Source organism: Frankia nepalensis, from assembly GCF_016786325.1.
In the GTDB taxonomy this organism is placed as follows: domain Bacteria; phylum Actinomycetota; class Actinomycetes; order Frankiales; family Frankiaceae; genus Pseudofrankia; species Pseudofrankia nepalensis.
In genome coordinates this window covers 1-22,400 of sequence record NZ_JADWYU010000135.1, presented here as the reverse complement: position 1 = coordinate 22,400, position 22,400 = coordinate 1, and the positions used below count along the sequence as shown (strand labels likewise).

General features: G+C 71.8%; 13 protein-coding genes. 5 read left to right on the top strand and 8 right to left on the bottom strand.

What is annotated here, in order from left to right; translation table 11 throughout:
* Positions 1-57: 57 nt before the first annotated feature.
* The 5 genes from I6A81_RS18695 to I6A81_RS18675 form a co-directional block, all read right to left on the bottom strand.
* Positions 58-1,380, bottom strand: coding sequence for an ABC transporter substrate-binding protein (locus tag I6A81_RS18695; RefSeq protein ID WP_203000562.1), 1,323 nt, complete (start codon positions 1,378-1,380; stop codon positions 58-60).
* Positions 1,381-1,459: 79 nt separating this feature from the next.
* Positions 1,460-4,327 (bottom strand): ABC transporter permease subunit, encoded by a 2,868-nt coding sequence (locus I6A81_RS18690; protein WP_203000561.1) that lies wholly within the window; start codon positions 4,325-4,327, stop codon positions 1,460-1,462.
* 6 nt (positions 4,328-4,333) lie between these two features.
* On the bottom strand, positions 4,334-6,553 hold the full coding sequence (locus I6A81_RS18685) for an ATP-binding protein (protein WP_203000559.1): 2,220 nt from the start codon (positions 6,551-6,553) through the stop codon (positions 4,334-4,336).
* Between the two features lie 57 nt (positions 6,554-6,610).
* A complete protein-coding gene (locus tag I6A81_RS18680) occupies positions 6,611-9,073 on the bottom strand; it encodes a glycoside hydrolase family 3 N-terminal domain-containing protein (RefSeq protein WP_203000558.1) in 2,463 nt (820 codons plus the stop codon).
* A gap of 58 nt (positions 9,074-9,131) precedes the next feature.
* The gene (locus I6A81_RS18675; protein ID WP_203000557.1) at positions 9,132-11,669 is read right to left on the bottom strand and encodes a glycoside hydrolase family 2 TIM barrel-domain containing protein; all 2,538 of its coding nucleotides are present in this window, start codon (positions 11,667-11,669) and stop codon (positions 9,132-9,134) included.
* 227 nt (positions 11,670-11,896) lie between these two features.
* On the opposite strand from I6A81_RS18675, the gene I6A81_RS18670 reads away from it, so the two are divergent.
* The gene (locus I6A81_RS18670; protein ID WP_203000556.1) at positions 11,897-12,898 is read left to right on the top strand and encodes a LacI family DNA-binding transcriptional regulator; all 1,002 of its coding nucleotides are present in this window, start codon (positions 11,897-11,899) and stop codon (positions 12,896-12,898) included.
* 169 nt (positions 12,899-13,067) lie between these two features.
* Here the strand turns inward: I6A81_RS18670 and I6A81_RS18665 are convergent, their stop codons facing one another.
* Positions 13,068-13,796, bottom strand: coding sequence for an SDR family NAD(P)-dependent oxidoreductase (locus I6A81_RS18665; RefSeq protein WP_203000555.1), 729 nt, complete (start codon positions 13,794-13,796; stop codon positions 13,068-13,070).
* Positions 13,797-13,966: 170 nt separating this feature from the next.
* Here I6A81_RS18665 and I6A81_RS18660 point away from each other — a divergent pair, with 170 nt between their 5' ends.
* Positions 13,967-15,895: a flavin-containing monooxygenase gene (locus I6A81_RS18660; RefSeq protein WP_203000553.1), complete on the top strand. Its 1,929-nt coding sequence runs from the start codon at positions 13,967-13,969 to the stop codon at positions 15,893-15,895.
* The gene (locus tag I6A81_RS18655) at positions 15,892-16,491 is read left to right on the top strand and encodes a TetR/AcrR family transcriptional regulator (RefSeq protein WP_203000551.1); all 600 of its coding nucleotides are present in this window, start codon (positions 15,892-15,894) and stop codon (positions 16,489-16,491) included. Before I6A81_RS18660 ends, I6A81_RS18655 begins: the two co-directional genes overlap by 4 nt.
* Before the next feature lie 216 nt (positions 16,492-16,707).
* Here I6A81_RS18655 and gndA read toward each other — a convergent pair whose 3' ends face one another.
* On the bottom strand, positions 16,708-18,150 hold the full coding sequence (gene gndA / locus I6A81_RS18650; RefSeq protein ID WP_203000549.1) for an NADP-dependent phosphogluconate dehydrogenase: 1,443 nt from the start codon (positions 18,148-18,150) through the stop codon (positions 16,708-16,710).
* A gap of 361 nt (positions 18,151-18,511) precedes the next feature.
* Entirely contained in the window at positions 18,512-18,883 is a 372-nt protein-coding gene (locus tag I6A81_RS18645) for a hypothetical protein (RefSeq protein ID WP_203010252.1), read from the bottom strand.
* Between the two features lie 313 nt (positions 18,884-19,196).
* Here I6A81_RS18645 and I6A81_RS18640 point away from each other — a divergent pair, with 313 nt between their 5' ends.
* Positions 19,197-20,276 carry an AAA family ATPase gene (locus I6A81_RS18640; RefSeq protein WP_203000544.1) on the top strand — a complete coding sequence of 360 codons (1,080 nt, stop codon included), beginning with the start codon at positions 19,197-19,199 and terminating at the stop codon, positions 20,274-20,276.
* The gene (locus I6A81_RS18635; RefSeq protein ID WP_203000542.1) at positions 20,276-22,246 is read left to right on the top strand and encodes a vWA domain-containing protein; all 1,971 of its coding nucleotides are present in this window, start codon (positions 20,276-20,278) and stop codon (positions 22,244-22,246) included. The genes I6A81_RS18640 and I6A81_RS18635 overlap by 1 nt, the downstream gene beginning before the upstream one ends.
* The last annotated feature ends 154 nt before the right edge of the window (positions 22,247-22,400 follow it).

Below are 22,400 nucleotides of genomic sequence, written 5' to 3'. Positions count from 1 at the left end.
CGCCGGCGGCCCCCGCCCGCGCCCCGCCCCCCCCCCCCGCGCGGCATGAGCGATGGGTCAGCCGGCCGTGACGAAGAACCCCTTCTTCGTCGCGTCCCACGCGAAGATGCGCGGCGGGATGGCGCCGTTCGGCGTCTGGCGGCTGTAGGTGGCGCCGTCTGTGGCAGTCGGGAGGTCGAACGAGCCCAGGGAGAAGGACGCGTCCTGGAAGGACTTGTAGGTGAGGTCCTTGCCCGCCTTCTCGGCGATGGCCTGGAACAGGGCCAGGTAGCGGCAGGCCACCGACTCGGAGGTGCCCCACGCGGGTTCCTTGGCGGGGGTGAGCGCCGGGTCGATGATCTTACCCTTGGTCTCGGGCAGCGCGGCTTCGACCGTGGACAGGCACGTGTTGACCGCCGGGTCGGTGTAGTTGGCGGCCTGCCCGATCGCCAACGAGTCCTCGAGCACGCTCAGGTCGCCGTCGCGGGCGCCGAACACGTAGGAGCCGGCGGTGTTGTTGCTCGCGAACAGCAGGCGGGGACGATAGCTGGTCTTCTGGAGCTCGGCGGGGAACTGGGCCTGCGAGCCGCCCACCAGGAGCACGGTGTCCACGCCAGCGGACTGGAACTTCTGGATGAAGACGTTCAGCTGCGACGACACCGCGGCCGGGTCGCTGGTATCGGCGTCGAGGACACCCGTCTCGGTGACCGGGATGTTCTTGTCCCGCAGAGTGGGCAGGACGACCTTGTCCAGTGTCGCCTGGTCGTCGCGGTAGGCGACTACGGCGAGCTTCTTGCCGGTCAGGACGCCGTCGTCGATGAACAGGTCCAGGCCCTCGGGCAGTTCGTCGCCGCCCCGCTGGTCGGACACCCAGGGCGCCTGCGCCTTGCTGTAGCGCTCGGCGGTCAGGTCACCGCCGACGACGACCGTCTTGTGGGTCTGCACGTAGCAGTTCACGTCCTCGGCGTTGAGGCTGCCGATCACGGCGAAGACCTTCTCGTCCTCGGTCAGCCGCACGCAGGTCTCCTGCGCTCCGGTGGGCGAGATGACGTCGACCGCGCCGTAGACCGGGACGATCTTGCGGCCGGCGATCCCGCCATCCGCGTTGACCTTGTCGATCAGGGCCTGGAAGACGGCCTCGTAGTCGCCGTGGTCGACGTCGACGTACTGCTTGACGACGGACAGGTCCGGGTAGACGACACCGATCTTGATGCTGTCGGCGGTGACGCCAGGTGCCTCCGCCGGGGCCGGCGGGGGCGGGTAGGCCTCGGCGGTGGGCGTACCCGCCGGCGGTGTCTTGTTGTCGTCGTTCGACTCCACGCTGCACGCGGCGACGGCAATCGCGGTGGTTGCCGCGAGGAGTAACGCACTGTATCTGCGGATGCGGCGTTGCGAGGTCATCTGACTGTGCTCCCGGAAGATTGCAGGATGCGAAAAGGGGACGGCCGCTGTCGCGGCGATGCCTGGGCGGTGCGCCGGGCTATCCGGGCGCTGCCGAGCTGGTGGTCGCGCGGTCGCTTTCCGCCGGGGTGGGTGCGTTGCCGCTGCGGCTGATGGCGCGTTCGTCGGTGCCGAGGTAGCTGGCGATGACCTTCGGGTCGTTACGGACGAAGCCCGGAATACCTTCGGCGATGACGTGGCCGGTTTCGAGGCAGTAGACCCGGTCGGAAATTCCCATGATCAGCGGCATGTCGTGCTCGATGACGAGCATGGCCGCGTCGAGCTCGCGGCGGATTTCCTGGATGAGGGGTCCGAACGCCTCCGTTTCCCGTTGGGCGACCCCCGCGGTCGGCTCGTCGAGGCAGAGCAGGCGGGCGTCGAGGGCGAGCAGGCCCGCGAGCTCGACGATGCGCCGGGTACCGGTGGACAGGTCGGCGATGAACGCGTCGGCGTAGCGGCCGAGGCCGAGGAATCCGATGAGGTCGTCGGCGGCGGCTCGTTGCGCGCGTTCGGCGCGCAACGTGTGCGGCAGGTGCAGGGCGGTGGACAGCAGCCCGGTGCGGCCGCGCGCCTCCAGCGCGATCTGCACGGTCTGGCGGACGGTGAGCTCGGGGAACAGGGTCGCGGCCTGGAACGTGCGGCCCAGCCCGGCGGTGGCGCGGGCGGTGGGGCCCGCCCCGGTGACGTCGCGGCCGAGGAGCTCGACCCTGCCGGCGGCCGGGACGTAGCCGCCGATGGCGTTCATGAGGGTGGACTTGCCGGCGCCGTTGGTGCCGATCAGGCCCACGATCTCGCCCGGCTCGACGCGCAGGGACACCCCGTCGACCGCGGACAGGCCGCCGAACCGGACCCGGACGTCGCTGGTCGCAAGGACCGGGCGGTCGGGTGGGAGCGGCTCGCGGGCGACCGTCCGGGTGAGTGCCCTGGCCACGGCCACCTTCGGTCTGCCGGCCGGAGCGGGGCCGAGCCGGCGGTCGGCGAGGCGCAGCAGGGCGTCGCGGGCGGTGTAGCCGATCTGGACTAGGCCGCCGGGGAAGTAGAGCAGCAGGATGAGCAGGCCGAGGCTGGAGGTGAGCAGGGGGACGATGTCGTTGCCGGGGAAGATCGCTGGCAGGCCGATGACCCAGATGGCGCCGAGCACCGGGCCGTACACCGAGCCGAGGCCGCCTATGACGACGATCGAGACGAGGGCGAGCGAGTCGGCGGACAGGAAGTACCTGTCGGCGTAGGGGACGTTCTGGACGGCGCCGGCGAGCAGGCTGCCCCCGAGACCGGCGATCCCGCCGGCGAGCGCGAACGCGCGCAGCTTCACCCTCGTGGCGCCGACGGTGTAGGCCGCGGCGGTGGCCGGGTTGTCCCGGACGCCGACGGTGGTCCGGCCGACACCGGAGCGGCGCAGCCGGGCCACCACCACCAGCACGACCGCCAGCACCGCCAGGACCAGGTAGTAGTAGTTACGCTGGCTGGTGATGTCGATGCCGAAGGCGGTGTCGCGGGGGAACGAGGCCGTGCGGGCTCCCTCGTCCTGGAACAGCTCGCGGCGGTAGAGGTACTGCTCGGCGGCGATCCCGAACGCGAAGGTACTGACCGCCAGCAGCAGCCCGCGCACCCGCAGCGCCCCCGCGCCGACCAGTGCGGCCAGCGCCGCGGTGACCAGCCCGGCGATCAGGACGGCCACGGGGAACGGCAGCGCGCTCAGCGTGAGGGTGCTGCCGCCGACCGGGATCCGCAGCCCGCGGTGCAGCGCCGCGGCGGTGAGCGCGCCGAGGCCGGCGAAGGCCATCTGGCCAAGCGAGAGCTGCCCGGCCCAGCCGGTGAGGATGGTGACCGAGACCGCGCAGATCGCGTAGCCGAGGATGATCGTGTAGAGCAGTTGCCGCGAGCTCTGGGTGACCAGCAACGGCAGCACGACGGCCAGCACGCCCAGGAGGAGCAGTGGGGCGCGTTCGAGCTGGCGGACCCACCACAGGTCGCGCAGCCGTTCGGGGATCGGCGCCGCCTTGGGAGCGAACGAGAACGACGAGGCCTCGGTGTCGCGGCTACGGCTGACCAGGAACACCGCGGCCAGGACCAGCAGGAAGATGACGAGGTCGGTCAGGCCGGGCTGGTCGAGCCAGTTGAACTGGATGAACGACTGCAGCAGGCCCAGGACGACGCCGGCGAGCAGCGCGATCCGCAGCGACACCATCCGGGCGAGCACCGCCGCCGCGAGCGCCCGCACCAGCGTCGTGGGGCCCAGGGTGGTGATCTGGTTCAGCGACTTGGTCTGCGCCGAGATCAGGATCAGACAGAGCGTGCCGATCAGCCCGGCCAAGGCCCACATCGCGGTGGAGACGACCTTCGGGCTGATGCCCTGCAGCCGTGCCAACTCGGGGTTGCTCGCCGACGCGCGCACCGTGCGGCCGAGCACGGTGCGGCTCAGGAACAGGCCGAGCACGACCGCGACGAGCGGGACGGTGACCAGGACGCTCAGCTGCGCCCCGGTGATCCGCAGGCTGTCGACCGGAGACCAGGTCCCGCCCCAGGGCACCGGGTAGTACTCGTTCGGGTAGTCGTCCAGCTTCGGCAGGGCGGTGACGACGGTGAGCGCGAGCTGGGCGACGCCGATGGTGGCGACGAGGAGGATCACCCGGGGCGCCTGGAACAGCCGCCGGATCACGGTCAGGTCGACGAGCGCGCCGAACACCGCGCCGATCAGCAGCGCGATCGGCAGCGCGATCCAGTAGGGAACGTTCCAGCGGACGACGAGCAAAGCGAACAGGACGGAGCCGACGAGGCCCATGTTCGCGACGGCGAAGTTGATGACCCGGGTCGAGCGGTGCACCAGCACGATGCCGATCGCGAGCAGGCCGATGACCAGGCCGGTGACCGCGCCGTCGAACAGCAGCTGGGTGGTGGGCATCTGCATGACTTCTCAGCCGCCTTCCCGGCCGAGGAAGACCGCGCGGGCGAGGTCGTCGCGTTCGGCGAGTTCGCGGGCGGGCCCGGTGAAGCGGACCTGGCCCTTCTCCAGGAACACGGCCCGGTCGGCGATGGCCAGCGCGATGTTCAGCGACTGCTCGACGACGACGATCGTCAGTCCGTCGGCCTTGAGCCGCTCCAGGATCGCCAGCAGGTCCTGCACCACGACCGGGGACAGCCCGAGCGAGAGCTCGTCGATGAGCAGCACCTCGGGGTCGTGCAACAGCACCATCGCCAGCGCCAGCATCTGCTGCTGCCCACCGGACAACGACCCGGCCAGCTGGGACTGCCGGTCAGCCAGGTCACCGAACAGGCCGAGGACGTAGGCGAACCGGCGATCGCGGTCGGCCCGGTCGCGACGCATCCGGAACGCCGCCATCTCGAGGTTCTCCCGGATCGTCAGGTCCGGGAACACGCCCTTGCCGCCGGGCAGCAGGTGCACGCCGTACTTCCCGCGCTGTTCCGGGGAGACGTAGGTGATCGTGCGGCCGTTCAGCCGCACGACGCCTCGCGACGGCGTGCCGAGCCCGCAGACGACCTTCAGGATCGTCGACTTGCCAGCGCCGTTCGTCCCGAGCAGGGCCAGCGTCTCGCCGCGGCGGACCTCGAACGCGACGTCGAACAGCACCTGCACGTTGCCGTAGGAGAAGTCGACGCCGTTGACCTGCAGCACCGGGACGTTGTCCGGGTCGGCCCGCTGCCGGTCGCGCTCGGCGAGCTCCTCGCGCAGGTCGGCGACCACCAGCGACAGGTCGCCCCGCACGAACGACGCGCCGCGGATCATCATCAGCCCGCCGACCAGCGTCGCCGGGATCCCGATCACCAGGACCGCGACCCGCGGGTCGTAGGCGTTGCTGAGCAGGCCGGACAGCAGCGCGCCGCCGGTGGCGCCGACGAAGAACATGTAGACCGCGGCCAGCGCCATGCCCAGGCCGCGCAGCCGGTAGGGGACGACGGACTGCACCACCGGGCCGACCATCGCGAACGCGACCGACGCGAACACCGCGCCCGGAATGCTCAGCAGCATGAACCCGACCCAGCCCGGCATGAACCACTGCACCGGCAGCAGCACCGCGCCCGGCAGCACGCACAGCCCGAGCAGCTTCACCGCCCGCTCGGGATCCCGGTGGTAGAGCCGGTCATAGCGCGGCGCGACGATCGGCAGCGCCACGACCAGGGCGGCGCCGCCGAGCGAGCCCATCAGGCCGCGCTGGAACGTCGACATCCCGTAGTGGTCCTCGGCCCACAGATTCGCCAGGATGGCCGTGGTGAACAGGCTGAAACCCAGCGCCGAGAACGCGATGATCGCCGTCTTCACCGTGCGGATCCGCATCAGCCGGGCGAACGCCGCCTCCACCGAGATCGGCATCGGCTCCGCGTCCTCGACCACCTCCCCCAGCACCGAGCGCATCTCGTGCTGACCCCGCGCCGGCTCCGGCAGCCGGAACGCGACGACCGCGACGAACAGCGCCGGCAGCCCGAGGACCAGGAACGGCCAACGCCAACCGTTCTCCCCGCCCGCCCAGGTCGCGATCCCCGCGACCAGCAACGGGCTCAGCGCGCCCGCGGCCCGGGCCGCCCCGTACACCGACGCCGACAGCCGCCCCCGCACCCCGATCGGATAGGCGTCCGCGATCAGCGAGCCGTGCACCGTGTTGTTGCTCGACTTCGCCACCCCGACCCCGAACCGGGCCAGGAAGAACAGAAACGCGCTCGCCGCCAGCCCCGAGGCCAGCACCATCACCGAGAACGCCACCCCGGCCCAGCCGATCACCCGGCTACGCCGGAGATGGTCCGCGAGCCAGCCCATCGGCAGCGCGCCCAACACCAGGAACGCGCCGGCCGCCGCCGAGATGAACACGATCGCCCCGTCGGACAGCCCGAACGCGTCCCGGATGTCCGGCGCCAGCACCGTCAGGGCCGCCGACTCCAGCTCGTCCAACGCGTTCAACAACACCAGCGTCAGGAACGTCAGCGAACCACCCGCGGCCAGCCCCTCGCGCAGCGACAACTGCTCCCCGCCGACCCCCGGCAGCAGCTCGTCCGCGAACAACACCTCACGCCCCGCGGCCGCCTGCCGCTCCTGCCGCTCCGCCTCCGCGTCGATCAGCCCCGCGGCTAACTGGGCAGCCGAGGGCGCGGCGCCTGGCGCGGGACTGGTGGGGGCGCTCATGGGCGCGCCCGGTCGCTGGGCTCGGACCGGGACTCGACCTTCTCGGACACCGTTGGCCTACTTTCCGGGGGATGCCAGCGACGCGGGAGCCGCGGCGCCGACGGTGACGCTGGACAGGTAGGAGCGGCGGCCCGCTACGACCGCCGGGTCGCCCACGACCTCGAAGGCGCCCCGCAGGCGGATGTCGTCGCAGGAGCCGCCCGCGAGGACCTGGATGGGCCCGGGCTCCAGCAGGAAACGCCCGTCGAGGCCGACGTAGCCGAGCTGGCTCATCGCCACGGAGAACTCGACGGTCGCCGCCGCGCCGGGGGCGAGGCTGAGCCGGGTGAAGCCGACCAGCTCCCGCGCCGGCCGGGTGACCCCGGTCGCCTGGTCGCAGAAGTAGAGCTGCACGACCTCGTCACCGGCACGCTCACCGGTGTTGCGCACGGTCAGCCCGACGGTCACCGCCCCGTCGGCGGCGACCTCGGGCGGGCTGATCGCGAGGTCGGTGTACTCGAAGGTCGTGTAGCTCAGGCCGTGGCCGAACGCGAACAGCGGGGTGGAGGCCATGTCCAGGTAGCCCTGGTGCATGTCCTGGCCGGTCCGCCGATAGCCGCTGCCGGTTGGCTGACCGGAGTAGACCGGCACCTGCCCGGAGTGGCGCGGAATCGAGACGGGCAGCCTGCCGCCGGGGTTGACGTCGCCGAACAGGGCTTCGGCCAGGGCGGTGGCGGCGTGCTGGCCGCCGTAGTAGCCGTACAGCAGTGCCGGCAGGTCGTCGACGATGTCGGACAGCGCCATCGGCCGGCCGGTGAGGACGACGCCGACGCACGGGGTGCCGGTGGCGGCGACCGCCTGGACGAGCGCGACCTGGTTCGCCGGCAGGTCGATGTCGGCGGTGTCGCTGCCCTCCCCCTCCGTGGCGTTCGCCGTGAACCAGCCGCCGCGGCCGCCAAGGGCGAGGATCACCACGTCGGCGTCCCGGGCGGCCGCGACCGCGGCCGCGAGGTCCACGGGCTCGGCGTCGGTCACGCCGCAACCCGCGCGCACGGTCACCTCGGCGGTGGGGACCCGGTCGCGGACGGCGTCGGCAAGGGAGCGCGCGCCGTACCTCTCGCGGACGTAGTCATCCATCGGCTGGCCGAGGACGCTGGGCAGCTCCTCGGCCAGCAGCGCGCGGGCCTCGTCGGAGATCTCGATCGACAGGTGCTCGGTGCCGGGGATGGCCCGCCGCTCGCCGCGGATCTGGGCGGTGACCATCTCCACCATTGCCGGGGCGGTGTAGGCCGGGAAGGCGACGGTGACGCCGTCGGCGTGCGGGCCGAGGACCGCGATCCGCCGCACGGCGTCCGACAGCGGCAGCAGACCGTCCTCGTTCTTCAGCAGCGTCACCGACTGCCGGGCGAGGCGGCGGGACAGCTCGACGCCCTCGCTCGCCGTCGCGCCGATGACCACCGGGTCCTCGGGCACGTAGGGCTCGTCGAACAGGCCCAGCGCGAACTTGTCCCGCAGCACCCGCCAGCAGGCCTGGTCCAGTTGCTCGGCCGGAACCGCGCCGCGGCGGACCGCCCTCGCGAGCGTCGCGCCGTAGCCGTCCGCGACCGGCAGCTCGACGTCGATCCCGGCCGCCAGCGCCAGCCGGCCGGCCTCCTCGCCGTCGCGGGCGACGCGCAGCCGCCGGTGCAGGTGGCCGATCGTGTCGTAGTCGGACACGACGGTGCCGGTGAACCCGAGCTTCGCGCGCAACAGGCCGGTCAGGATCTCCCGGCTGGCGCCGACCGGGATGCCGTCGACGGTGCTGTAGGAGTTCATCACCGCGCGCAGCCCGGCCAGCTCGATGGCCGCCTCGAAGGGCCGTGCGTACACCTCGTACAGCTCACGCGCCCCGAGGTTGGTACGGGCCATGTTCTGGCCGGCCTCGCTCGCGCCGTAGCCGAGGAAGTGCTTGCCGGTCGCGATCGCCCCCGTGCGCGGGTCGTCGCCCTGCAGGCCGCGGACGAACGCGACGCCCATCGCCGAGACCAGGTAGGGATCCTCCCCGTAGGTCTCGTGCACCCGGCCCCAGCGCGCGTCCCGCGCGACGTCCAGGACCGGGGACAGGACGAACGGATGGCCGATCGCGCGGACCTGGCGGCGCAGGACCGCGGCCATCTCCTCGACCCCGCCGGGATTCCACGTGGCGGCCAGCCCGATCGCCGTCGGGAAGCTGGTGAACCCGGGCAAGACCACCCCGTTGAGCGCCTCCACATGGAAGAGCGCGGGAATGCCGAGCCGAGTGCGGGTGACGAGGAACCGCTGGATCTCGTTGACGCCCTTCGCCACCTGGTCGGGGGTCTTGTGGCCGGGCATCCCGAGCGGCGCCAGGTGCCCGATCCCCTGCCCCAGCAGCCGCTCGGCGGCCGGCTCGACCAGGCCGTGCACGCCGAGCAGCCCGATCGGCATCGCCCCGGTGACCTGCTGCGCCTTCTCCTCGACCGTCATCGTCCGCAGCAGCTCGGTCGCCCGGTCCGCGGGACTCGACGCGGCGTCCTTGCTCATGGGTGGCTCCTTGGGTTCCCAGCCGCGCATCGGACCTGACGGCCGGCGGGCACGTCGGTCATCGCGGTTCCTCCGCCTGGCCCGCCGGCACCGCCTCGACGCGGGCGGTGACCGGGGCGCAGCCGTCGGCCGTGACGGTCACCGTGATCGCGCCGGGCGCGGTCGGGCGGATGACGGCGAGGGCCCGCCCGTCGAAGGTCGTCCGGGCGGTGTCGAAGAAGTTCTCCGTCGACCGCGGGTCCGCACTGCCGAAGCCGGCCAGCGCACCCGGCCCGGCCAGCTCGACGGCCACCCGGCGGTCGGCGGTGTTGTGCAGGTTGCCGGCGGCGTCGACCAGGGTGATGGTCACGAAGGCCAGGTCGCGGTCATCGGCCGTGATCCGGGTCCGGTCGGCCGTGGCGTCCAGCCGAACCTCGCCGGTGGCGGAACGCAGCGACATCCGGCCGGTCTCGGCCCCGTCGGTGTAGGCGACGGCGGTGAGCTCGCCGGGCTCGTAGACGGTCTCGAAGGCGGCGGTGAACCGGTTCTTCTCGCCTGCTGGCGCCTTGGCGATCGAACGGCCGTTGACCAGGAGTTCGACCTCGTCCGCGGCCGAGTAGACGTCGATCCGGATCGGCTTGTCCTCGTGGCCGTCCCAGCTCCAGCTGGAGATGGAGTCGCTCCACGACCACCACGTCGCCAGCCGGACCGGCTCGCCGTACCGCTCGGGGCGATGGACAGCGAGGTAGGGCTCGCTCCGCAAGCCGAAGACGATCTCCCGGTAGTAGGAGGCCGGTCGGCGGTGGCCGGTGATGTCGATGTCACCGCACCACGCCGCCAGCCAGGGGAAGGGGCCCTGATAGCCCGGCATGGTGGCGGCCAGCGTCTCCGGATCGCTCTGGTATTCGATCCGGCCGATTCCCGGTTCTCCCAGGTAGTCCCAGCCGGTCCAGGTGAAGTCACCGATGACATGGCTGCTGTCCTGGACGAGCCGCCAGTTGCGGTCGATGTCGGTGGGATACGTCTCGGTGCCGACAATCACCCGGTTGGGAAACAGCGTCCGGTCCAGCTCGTACCGGGAGTCGAGATAGTTGTAGCCGGCGACATCCAGGTACGCCATCGCCTCCGCGGTCCGCGCGGTGACCAGCTCCGAGGTCATCAGGAGCGGCATGAACTCGCGGAAACGGGTCATGGCCGCGTTCACATCAAGGTTCTCGGCACCACCCGCCTCCGCCGGGGCGCCGGCCGCGCCGTCCTCCGCCTCCGCGTTCTCTAGCCGAGCGCTTCCAGCGGCGAGGGGAGCGAGCAGCTCCGGCCCGCCGGCGAACAGTCCGTTGACGGCGTTGGTGACGAGCCGTGTGTCGTCGAGTGCGCGGACCTTCTCGGCGAGCCGGCGGCTGAGCACGGCGCCGCCGGGGCCGCCGATCTCGGGAATCTCGTTGCCGATGGAGTAGAAGACGACGCAGGGATGGTTGAAGTCCTTGGCGACCATCGCGCGCACGTCCGACTCCCACCAACTGGCGAAATCGTCGGCGTAGTCGTGCGAGGACTTCGACCGGGTCCAGACGTCGGACAGCTCGTCCATCACGAGCATGCCGAGCTGGTCGCAGGCGTCGAGCAGCGCCTTGCTGACCGGGTTGTGGGCGCTACGGATCGCGTTGAAGCCGGCCTGCTTGAGGATCTCCACCCGACGCCGCTCGGCCCGGTCGATGGTGGCCGCGCCGAGCACGCCGTTGTCATGGTGGATGCAGGCCCCGCGCAGCTTGACCGTCTCGCCGTTGATCCGCAGGCCCCGGCGGGGATCGACGGTCATCGAGCGGATGCCGAAGTGCGTCGTCTGCTCGTCGAGCCGTTCGCCGTCGGCCGTGACCGACGTCCGGCAGGTGTGCAGGTAGGGATGGTCCACGCCCCACAGCCGGGGCTCGACGACGACCAGCCGCTGGCGAAGGACGGCCTCGTCGCCGGGGAACACGGTGACCGGCGCGGCGTCCCTGGCGAGGATCTCGCCGTTGGCGTCCACGATCTCGGTGGCCACCTCGACGGTCCGAGTCACCGCCGACTCGTTCTGGATCTCGGTCGCCACGGCCACGACAGCCACGTCGTCGTCGATGACCGGCGTCGTGATCCGCACACCGTCGAGCGCCACGTGCAGCAGCCCGCCGACGACGATGCTCACGCCACGGTAGATGCCACCGCCGGTGTACCAGCGGGTGTCGTCCTGGCTGCGCGCCTCCACCCGGACCTCGTTGTCCACGCCGTACCGCAGCAGATGATCGGCGCGCACGTAGAAGTTGGAGTAGCCATGGGCGCGCTGCCTCGCGAGGTCCCCGTTGAGGTAGACGCGGGCATGGCGGTAGACGCCCTCGAACTCCAGCGTGACCCGACGCTGCCGGTACTCCTCCGGCACGAAGAACGTCTTCCCGTACTCGTAGCCATCTGCCGGGAAGTAGCCCCGGTGGCCCGCCTCCGGATCGGAACCGTCCCGCTCACGGCACACCATCGCGTCATGCGGCAGCCGGACCGGCTCCCAGCCCTCGTTCGCCCGGCCGAGCAGGGCCTGGAACGCGTCGGGCTTGCGGCGGTACGACCAGCCATCGTTGAACGATCTACGGATCAATCGAGCTCTCCTGGTCGTGGCCAAGCTCGGCCGTCACCCGAGGTGACAGCCGATGGCAGGCGGGCCCGCGGCGGGCGTGGGACATGAACAAGCGGGCCCAGCGGGACGACCCGTCCCGTGCCCGGCGTCACTAGCGGGCGCTAGTGACGTGGGAGGTAAGCTAGCATCAGCAACTAGCGCGCACAAGTCCGGCTTGTTTCGGACCCATGTGACGGGAGGGCGAGGCGGTGGCCGTGCCGGAGTCGACCACCGGTCGGCGGGTGACCGCCCTGGACGTCGCCCGAGAAGCGGGAGTGTCGCGGGCGACCGTCGGGTTCGTCCTGAACAACACCCCAGGCCAGACCATCCCGGCGAACACCCGCGAACGGGTGCTACGCGCCGCCGAACACCTCGGCTACCGACCGAACAGCGCCGCGCGCGCCCTCGCCAGCGGACGCAGCCGGATCATCCTGCTGGTACTGCCCGACTGGCCGGTGGAGTACCGGCTGCGCGACTACCTGGACGAGGCCGCTCTCGCGCTGGACAAGGCCGGGTACTCACTGGTGACCTACACCAGCCACCCAGCCCAGGCGGCCCGGCCACTGTGGGAAGCGCTCAGCCCCGACCTCGTGGTCAGTCCCGTCCCGTTCAGCCCACCCGACGTCGCGTCCATGCTCGCCTGCGGAGTCAGGGAGATCTACCCGGAACCCAACCGCCCGGACCTCCCCGACGTCTCACTGGCGACCAGCGCCGGACCGGAACTCCAGGTCGACCACCTGCACGAACGCGGCCACCGCAACCTGGTGTTCGCCGCCTTCCCCGAGCCACGCATGGCCTCGTTGGCCGCCGCGCGGCACCAGGCCGCGCATGACCGAGCCCGCTCCCTGGGCCTGTCGGCGCTCGACCTACAGCACATCGACTACCACGACGGCTCCGCCGACCGCGTGGTGCGCCGATGGCTCGACGCCGGCATCACCGGCGTCATCGCCGTCAACGACGACGTCGCCGCCGCGGTCGCCAGCGCCGCGGTCCGCGCCGGCCTGCGGATGCCGGCGGATCTCGCCGTGGTCGGCCACGACGACGCCCCGATCGCGACGATGTTCGTGCCCGCGCTGTCCACCGTCCGGATCGACACGGCCGCCCTTGGACGCGGTTTCGCCGAATTCGCGCTACACCGGATCGACCGCCGCCCCCTGCCCGCTTCCCGCACCCGGCCGAAACCCACCCTCGTGCGCCGCGAGACCAGCTGAACCACTCCAGTCGGCGCAGGTGGTCAAGGGTCGAGCAGACGTCGCCAGCGGGGTCCCCCACTCGGTCACGCGCGCCGACGAGCGCGGCGCGTCGCGTGTGGGTGCAGGGGCACGCCGAGGACACGCCCGCCCCCGCGGCGGTTGCGTGGTGAGACGCTCGGCGCGCCGGTCAGACGGGGTCGACCGCGGTCGCGCCGCCATCGACGACCAGGTAGGCGCCGGTGATGAACGCGGCCTTGGGGCCCAGCAGGAAGACCGCGGCGTTCGCGACGTCCGCCGGCTGGCCGAGCCGCCCGAGCGGGGACCTCTTCTCGAACTTCGTCCGCAGGTCGGGAACGCCGAGCGCCGGGGCGATCATGGGAGTCTCGATGTACCCCGGGCAGATGGCGTTGACCCGGATGCCGTCGGCGGCGAGCTGGTGGGCCATCGAGCGGGTGAGTCCGAGCAGGCCGGCCTTCGACGCGCAGTAGGCCGGAATCGCGCCGTTGCCCTGGAGACCCTCGATCGAGCTGATCCCGACGATCGCGGCGCCGGCGGCTTCGCGCAGCGACGGCAGGAGCGCCTGGCTGATCAGCGCATGGGCGCGCAGGTTGACGTCGAGGACCTTGTCCCACAGCTCGGCGCTCAGCGCGCCGATCGGGTCGACGCTCACGACCCCGGCCGCGTGGACCAGCCCGTCGACTCCCCCGAGCGCCGCCACCGACGCGTCGACCGCCGCCGCCACCGCCGCCGCGTCGGTGACGTCCACGACGACGGCGCTCATCCCCAACGAGGCGGCGACGTCGGTGACCGACTCGCTCACGTCCCACAGCGCGACGGACCGGCCGTCGTCGATCAGCGCCTGCGCGCAGGCCCGGCCGATACCCGAGGCGCCGCCGGTGACGACCACGCCGGTCACGGCCGCATCAGCGCCTTGACGCGGTCGCCGGCGCGCCGCGACCCGACGGGATCAGGCGCCGCGACCACCCGGACCTTCGCGGCGCCCTCCACAAGGACCTGGCGCACGGTCCCCCCTCGCCACTGGCGACAGTAGACACAATGTAAATACTGTGCACTACTGTATACCTTATGCGCAATCGTCACGCTGGCGAGGTCTTCACCACCTCCGACGACGAGATCGCCGCGGCGCTGCTCGACGTGAGCATCCCGACCCTCATGATGTCGATGGTCCACATGACCGGGGATCTTGGGCTGATCCGCGGCCGGCTGAGGCCGGCGGGCCTGTTCCTCAACGAGGTCCAGGGCTTCATGTCCGAGCCGGACAAGGCCGAGGTCCGCGCGCTCGCGCTCGAGGTCGTCCGGGCCTACCGCGACGCCGGGTGCCCGGACCCGAGGCCGCTTTCCGGCGACGAGGTCCACGAGATGATGGAGTGGCTGGTCTGCGGCGAGGTCTCGCCGGAATACGTGCCGATGCTGCTCGAGGAGATGGAGCTGACGGGCACGGATGGCCGCCGGGTCACGCCGAGGTCGTCGCCGGCCGACCGGGCCGGGTTCCCCGTCGTGGTCATCGGCTGCGGCCAGTCCGGTCTGCTCGCGGGCATCCGGCTGAAGGAAGCCGGCATCCCGTTCACCATCGTCGAGAAGAACGCCGGCGTCGGCGGAACATGGTGGGAGAACTCCTACCCGGGCGCGCGGGTCGACGTCGGCAACCACTTCTACTGCTACAGCTTCGAGCCGAGCGACCACTGGACCGAGTTCTTCGCCCAGCAGCCGGAGCTGCAGCGCTACTTCGAAGACGTCCTGAACTCGCGCGGCATCGCCCCGCACGTCCGATGGCGGACCGAGGTGCTCGGAGCCGACTGGAACGACGAGGACGGCACGTGGTCGGTCCGCTGCCGGGAAGACGACGGCACCGAGAGCATCCTGACCGCCCGCGCGGTCATCTCGGCGGTCGGTCAGCTCAACCGGCCGAAGATGCCGGACATCCCCGGCCGCGAGGACTTCACCGGCCCCGCGTTCCACTCCGCGCGGTGGGATCATGGCGTCGACCTGGCCGGCCGCCGGGTGGCGATGATCGGTGCCGGGGCCAGCGGCTTCCAGATCGCGCCGGCGATCGCGCCCGACGTCTCGCGGCTCACCGTCTTCCAGCGCACCGCGCAGTGGATGTTCTCCAACCCGAACTACCACGCCAAGGTCGGTCCCGGTGTCCGCTGGGCGCTGCGGCACCTGCCGTTCTACGGCCGTTGGTACCGCTTCCTGATCCTGTGGCCGGGCTGTGACACCGGGCTGGAGGGCGCGCGCGTCGATCCCGCCTATCCCGACCAGCAGGTCGCGATCAGCGCGCGCAACGAGTTCGTCCGGCAGATGTTCACCGACGTGATCGTCAGCCAGTGCGGTGGCGACGAGGAGCTGATCGCGAAGGTCGTGCCGGACTACCCGGCGACCGGCAAGCGCACGCTGCAGGACGACGGCAGCTGGTTACGCACGCTGCGCCGCGACAACGTCGAGCTCGTCCGGACGGGCATCGACCACATCGAGACGGACGCCGTCGTGACCGTCGACGGGCGGCGCCATCCCGCCGACGTTCTCGTGTTCGCCACCGGCTTCCAGATGACCGAGGTGCTCGCGCCCATGCGGATCACCGGCCGCGACGGGCTCGACCTGCGCGAGCTCTGGGGCGAGCGACCGGCGGCCTACCTCGGCATCACCGTGCCGGGATTCCCGAACCTGTTCCTGATGTACGGGCCTGGCACGCACCTCGCGCACGGCGCGAGCCTGATCTTCCATTCCGAGTGCCAGATGCGGTACATCTCGCGGTGCCTCGACGAGCTCATCAGCGGCGGCCGGGTGTCGATGGAGCCGCGCCAGGAACGCTATGACGACTGGCACGAGCGCACCCAGCGGGAGATCGCGACACTGGTGTGGTCGCAGCCGTCGATCAGGCACTCCTACTTCAAGAACTCCCAGGGCGAGATCCACGGCGTCAGCCCCTGGCGGGTCGTCGACTACTGGGCCTGGACGGCCGCGCCCGACCTCAAGGACTTCGTGATCCGATGATCAGCGCCGCCTCGTCGGCCTCGGACCCGCCGGCCTCGGTGCGGACCCTCTTCCTGGACGCCGCGGTCCGGTGCCTGCGGGATGTCGGGATCCGGCGTACGACGATGGTGCGGGTGGCCGACGAGGCCGGACTGTCACGGGCCTGGCTCTACCGCCACTACCCCGACAAGGCCTCGCTGCTCGGCGCGGCCCTGATCCGGCAGGACGAACAGTTCTGGGCCGGTGCCCGCGCGCTCGTCTCCGCGAAGGAAGGACTGGCCGCCCAGGTCGCCGAGGCGGTCCGCTACTCGCGGCGGCAGGAACCCGACGCGCTGGTCCTGCGGCTCAGGGTCAGCGAACCAGATGCATGCGCCGCGGTCCTGGGAGCCGGGCTGCGTCAGGCCGTTCCCGGCATGGCCGTGTTCTGGCACCCCTACCTCGAAGCGGCGCGCGAACGCGGCGAGGTACGCGCCGACCTCGACATCGCGCGCGCGGCCGAATGGGTCATCCGCGTGGTCATATCCCTGGTGACGACGCCGGGCGACGCGGTCGACGCCGACGACCCCTCATCGGTCCGCCGCTTCGTCGAGGAGTTCCTCGTTCCCGGCCTCTCCTGACGATCTCCAGTTCGCGACGCCGCGGGTGGTCAGGGCGGGGCTGGGGGGCGGGCCGGCGACAAAGGTCGCTGGCCGTCGGGCCCCGCGAAGCGACTGCCGGAGAATCCGGTCGAGATTCGGCGGGACATGCCGAACGGCTCGGGTGGCCGACGTCGTCGCCGAACCTGGCGACGCGCGCCGAGCCGGCGCCACGATGAGGGCCGGGCGGTCGGGCCGTCAGTTGGCGTTGATCTGTGAGCGGTCCCCGGCCCACAGCGTGTGAAATACGCCGTCGCGGTCGGTTCGCCGATAGGTGTGGGCGCCGAAGAAGTCCCGTTGCGCCTGGATCAGTGCCGCGGGCAGTCGGTCGGCGCGCAGGCCGTCCAGGTAGGCGAGCGCCGCGGAGAAGCCCGGGACGGGGACGCCGGCACCGACGGCCTCCGTGATGACCGCCCGCCAGTCGTCCTGTGCGCCGTCGAGCTCCTCGGCGAACGACGGGTCGGTGAGGAGCATGGGCAGGTCGGGGTCGCGCTCGTAGGCGGACCGGATGCGGTCGAGGAAAGCCGCGCGGATGATGCACCCGCCGCGCCAGATCGCCGCGACGGTGCCGAGTTCGATGTTCCAGTCGTAGGCCGCGCCGCCCGCCTGGAGCATGTTCCATCCTTGCGCGTAGGCGACGATCTTGGATGCGTAGAGCGCCTGCTCGACCTGGTCGGCGAACCCGCTCGTGCTCTGCCGGCTCGGGGTGGCCCGCTTGCGCCGGGCCAGACCGTGGGCCGCGGCGCGAAGGTCCAGGTGCCCCGACATCGAGCGGGCCAAGACGGCTTCCGCGATTCCCGAGACCGGTACACCGAGATCGAGCGCGGTCTGCACGGTCCAGCGCCCGGTGCCCTTCTGCTCGGCCTGGTCGGCGACGACGTCGACGAACGGTCGGCCGGTCGCCGCGTCGGTATGCGCCAGCACCTCGGCGGTGATCTCGATCAGGTAGGAGTCAAGCCGGCCGGTGTTCCACGCGCGGAAGGTCTCGGCGATCTCGGCCGGCTCAAGGCCCGCGACGTGCCGCAGCAGGTCGTACGACTCGGCGATGAGCTGCATGTCCGCGTACTCGATGCCGTTGTGCACCATCTTGACGAAATGCCCGGCGCCGTCGGGGCCGAGGTGCGCGCAGCACGGGCTGCCGTCCGGGGCTTTGGCCGCGATGTCTTCCAGCAGCGGGCCGAGCGCCTGGTACGACTCATCCGAGCCGCCCGGCATGATGCTCGGCCCGTGCAGCGCGCCTTCCTCGCCGCCGGAGATCCCGGTGCCCACGAAGTGCAGGCCGCGCGCCCGCAGGGCCGCCTCCCGGCGACGGGTGTCGAGGAAGTGCGCGTTGCCCCCGTCGACGAGCATGTCGCCGGGCTCGAGAAGCGGGGCGAACTCGTCGATCACGGCATCGGTCGCGGCGCCGGCCTTGACCATGACGATCAGCCGGCGGGGGCGTTCCAGGGAACGGACCAGGTCACCTGGCGACTCGGCGGGCAGGAACGTCCCCTCGCCGCCGAACTGGTCGACGAGCGCGCGGGTACGTACGGCAGTCCGGTTATGGACCGCCACCCGATGGCCGTGTCGGGCGAGGTTACGGGCCAGGTTGCTGCCCATGACCGCGAGACCGGTGACCCCGACTTCCGCGATGCCGTCCATACGCTGATCAACTCCTGGGACGTCGATGAGCCCGCGCATGCCGCACGGTGTCCGCGCAGCCTCGTAGCCCCGCCGCCGTCCAGCGGGTGACGTCAGGTCCTCGCCCTCCGTCCCGCCGCGGGCCGCCGGACATACCTGTCCGTACCCCGGCGTCGGGAGTCGACGCCGACGCGGGCGGCGCCGAGCCCGGCTGACGGGCGCCCAGCTCGCCAGGCAAGGTCACGTCGAGCGATGCTCCGCGCCGTGGAGACAGATATCCGCCTCGAATATTTTCCGCGCGGACGATCCGCGGCAGGCAGCAAGCCGAGGACGTCCCGTGGCGTGCTCATCAGGGCGCCGGCACCACAGTCAGCCTGGCCCGTCATCGGTCACCCACCGCGTCGGGCCCGCTCTCCTCCCGCTCCCCCTGGGTATCGACACCCGGCTCCGCCGCGACGTGGGCAAATGCCAGGACGGCGGCGACGATCACATGGACGTCGTGCGCGGACATCGACTCGCGGCCGAAGACATACGGTTCCGGGTTCGCCACGGAGATGAGTTTCGGGTCCGACCCGGAAAGAAAAGCGCTAGTCACGGTGAACACGACATCGACCACTTCCCCGCTCGCGAGACGAACAACCGCGAGCACCCTGTCGGCGCCTCCAGCAGCCAGGCGCACCAATTTCACCAGAACACCTCCTTCGCGGGCCAGCCTACTTTGGCCACGATTTCGGCAGCGTGCGGTCGGATCCATGCCACGTCGGCCGTGTAGGTGAAGCCTGGTGCCGCGCCGCACTTCAGGTGTCCGCGCGGTCGCGATGCGCGGCTGGACGCCGTATCGGCGAGGCAGCCAGTCCGCCCGAGACCGTCCCGGAGCGGTGACCTGGGCGCCCTGACGCCCGGCGGCCGGGCGCACGGTCAGCCTCGGCCGTGAAAAACCGGGTGATCTGATCGGCCTGGATCGATATCGTCGCGATTGGCCGGTGAGGCCGAACCGCCGGCAGTCAGTCCGGCGCGTTCGTGAATGCCCTTCCCGTTCCTGCCGCATGCCCTTTTGGAGGTTTGGTTTGCAGCCCGTTGTCACGATCACGCCGGCGCAGTTGCCGGAGGTGTTGCTGCGGGTGGCGACGGTGCGGCCGGTGCATGTCTGGGGCGCGCCGGGAATCGGGAAGTCGAGCCTGGTGGAGGAGTTCGCCGCCGCGGTCGGGATGGACTGTGTGACCCTGCTGGGTACCCAGCTCGCGCCGGAGGACCTGATTGGCGTGCCGCGGATCGTGACCGGCCCGGACGGAACGGACCGGTCACGGTTCGCCCCGCCGGAGATGATCGCCCGTGACAGCGCCTATGTGCTGTTCCTCGACGAGCTCAACGGGTCGAGCACCGAGGTCCAGAAGGCGTTCTACTCCCTGGTTCTCAACCGCCGGCTCGGCGGCTACGAACTGCCCGCCGGGTCGGTGGTCATCGCCGCGGGGAACCGGGCGGCCGACCAGGCGATCGTGCACCCGATGAGCTCGGCGCTGGCGAACCGGTTCGTGCACGTCCATCTGCGCGCCTCCGCGTCGGACTGGCTGCGCTGGGCCGCCGGCGCCGGCATCCACCCGCACGTCGTCGACTACGTCCGCAACCGGCCGGACCACCTGTGGGTGGCGCCTCCGAAGACCGAGCAGCCGTTCTCGACCCCACGCTCGTGGCACGCCCTGTCCGACGTGTTGCATGCCTGGGGGCCGCGGATCAGCTACGAGCAGGTCGGCATGCTCGCCCACGGCTGCGTCTCGGCCGAGCACGCGGCAAGCTTCCAGGCGTTCGTCCGGATCCGGGAACACGCCTACGACCTGGACGCGATCCTCGCCGGCGACCTGCGCTGGCCGGCGGGCCCCGGTGACGGCGACCTGCTGCATTTCCTCGCGATGAGCCTGCGTGCCCGCCTCGTCAAGGAGCTGCCCGCCAGCCGTGTCGGCGCCCCGCCGACCGCGGTGCGTCTCGCGGTGCGGGCCAAGGCGCTGCTCGTCGAACTGGCCGAGATCTCCGCCGAGATCGCGCAGCTCGTGCTCGCCGGCGACGACGACGGCAATCCGGTCCTGCCCAGCTGGTTTCTCACCGAGACGGTCCGCGACCTGCCACGCCTCGTCGCGGCCCGGGCATCCTGATGGCCCGGAGCACGGGCCGGCGCGGCGGGGCGGCGACCAGCCGGGGCCGGCTGGCCGCGGCCGCCGTCGCCGAAGGATGGCACCGTCTCGACCGGCACCCGCTGTTCCGGCCGCTCGCCGTCTCGTCCCCCAACCGCGCCGATGTTGGGCTGGTGCCGGCGGACGGCTGGGCGGTCGTCTGGTCGAACGGGCAGATCCACGCCCATCCGACCCGGCTCGCCGACCCGGACGAGTGGACGTGGGTGTTCGCCCACCTGCTGCTGCACCTCGGCTTCGCCCACACCGACCCGGCCGTCACCGGAGGCGACACGCTGGACGTGGCGCATCTGGCCGCCTGCGACGTCGCGGTCAACCGGTTCCTGACCACGCTGCGCCTCGGCCGCCGCCCGGCCGGCCCGCTGGCCGGTCCCGCCGCCGGTGACTACCCGCCGGCCGACGAGGCGTCCCTCGCCCGGCAATGGCGCCGCTCCGGTGTTCCTGACCAGTGGCGCGGCGAAGGCGTCGCCGCGCACCTGCCCGATCTGCGCGCCGCGCCACCCGGCCCGGCCTGGCACACCCCGACCGACTTCACCGCCCGGTTCGCCGCCGGCCTCACCGCGGCGGTCGGCGCGGCGATCGACGTCGCCGGCGGGCGGCGCGCCAGCCTCGACACCGACACAGCCGCGATGCACCCCTGGGAGGCCGCCCGCCGCTGGTTCATCTCGTCGTACCCGCTGCTCGGTGCCGTGTTCTGCACCCTCACCCTGGTCGCCGACGCCGAACTCGCCCACGGCTGGGATATCGCGATCGCCGCGGTCTCCGTCGAGGCCGGCGAGGTCTACGTCAACCCACTCGCGCAGCTGACCGGCGCCGAATGGCGATTCGTCCTCGCCCACGAGGCGCTGCACGCCGCGCTCGCGCACCCAGCCCGCGCCGGCGGCCGGGACCCCTACCTGTGGAATCTCGCCTGCGACTTCGTCATCAACGGCTGGCTCGTCGAGATGGCCGTCGGCGAACTCCCCGACGGCACGCTGCACGACCCGAAACTCGCCGGCCTGAGCGCCGAGACGGTCTACGACCGGATCGCCGTCGAAGCCCGCCGCTACCGCAAACTCACCACCCTGCGCGGCCACGCGCGCCGCACCGCCAGCGGCATCACCACCAACGCCACCACCACCCACGCCGCCCCCGGCCGGCGCACGGCCAGCCAGCGCCGGACGGTTCACCCGGCCGCGGCCGGAAGCGGCGGGCATCGCATCGGCCAGGACGTCGGCGGAGACATGGTCGGCCCCGCGCCGGGCCGGCCCGCCCCGGCCGACCGGGCCGTCGACCTCGACGAGCTGCTGCGCCGCTCCCTGACCTCCGGCCTCGCGGCCCACCTGTCCGCCGGCCGGGGACTGCTACCCACCGGCCTGGTCGCCGAGATCCGCGCGCTGGCACACCCGCCCATCCCCTGGGACGTGGCACTCGCCCGCTGGTTCGACGAACACTTCCCCGCTCTCGAGGCGACCCGCTCCTACGCCCGCCCCTCGCGCCGCCAGGCCGCGACCCCCGACATCCCCCGCCCCGGCTACCGGCACGCCGACGAGACCGTCGTCCGCCGCACCTTCGGCGTCGTCCTCGACACCTCCGGATCGATGAACGCCGAACTGCTCGGCAAGGCGCTGGGCGCGATCGCCTCCTACGCCACCGCCCGCGACGTCCCCGCCGCCCGCGTCGTCTTCTGCGACGCCGCCGCCTACGACGCCGGCTACCTCGCCCCCACCGACATCGCCGGCCGCGTCAGGATCCGCGGCCGCGGCGGCACCCGGCTCCAACCCGGCCTGGGCGCCCTCGACCGCGCCGCCGACTTCCCCGCCGACGCACCCGTCCTCGTCATCACCGACGGCGTGTGCGACGTCCTACGCCTCCGCCGCTCCCACGCCTACCTCATCCCCACCGGCGCCAACCTGCCCTTCACCCCCCGCGGCCCGGTCTTCCGCATCCGTTAGAAGACCATCCACCAGAAGACAATGTGACCGCCGTCGCGGCCGGCGGCGACCAGGTGGTGTGGACGGTGAAGAAGGACTGTCAAGCGCCGGGTTTGGTGGAGGCTGAGTTGTTACGCGCCGGCGGGCTGCCGGGCGTCGTGGCTGTCGGTCTGGT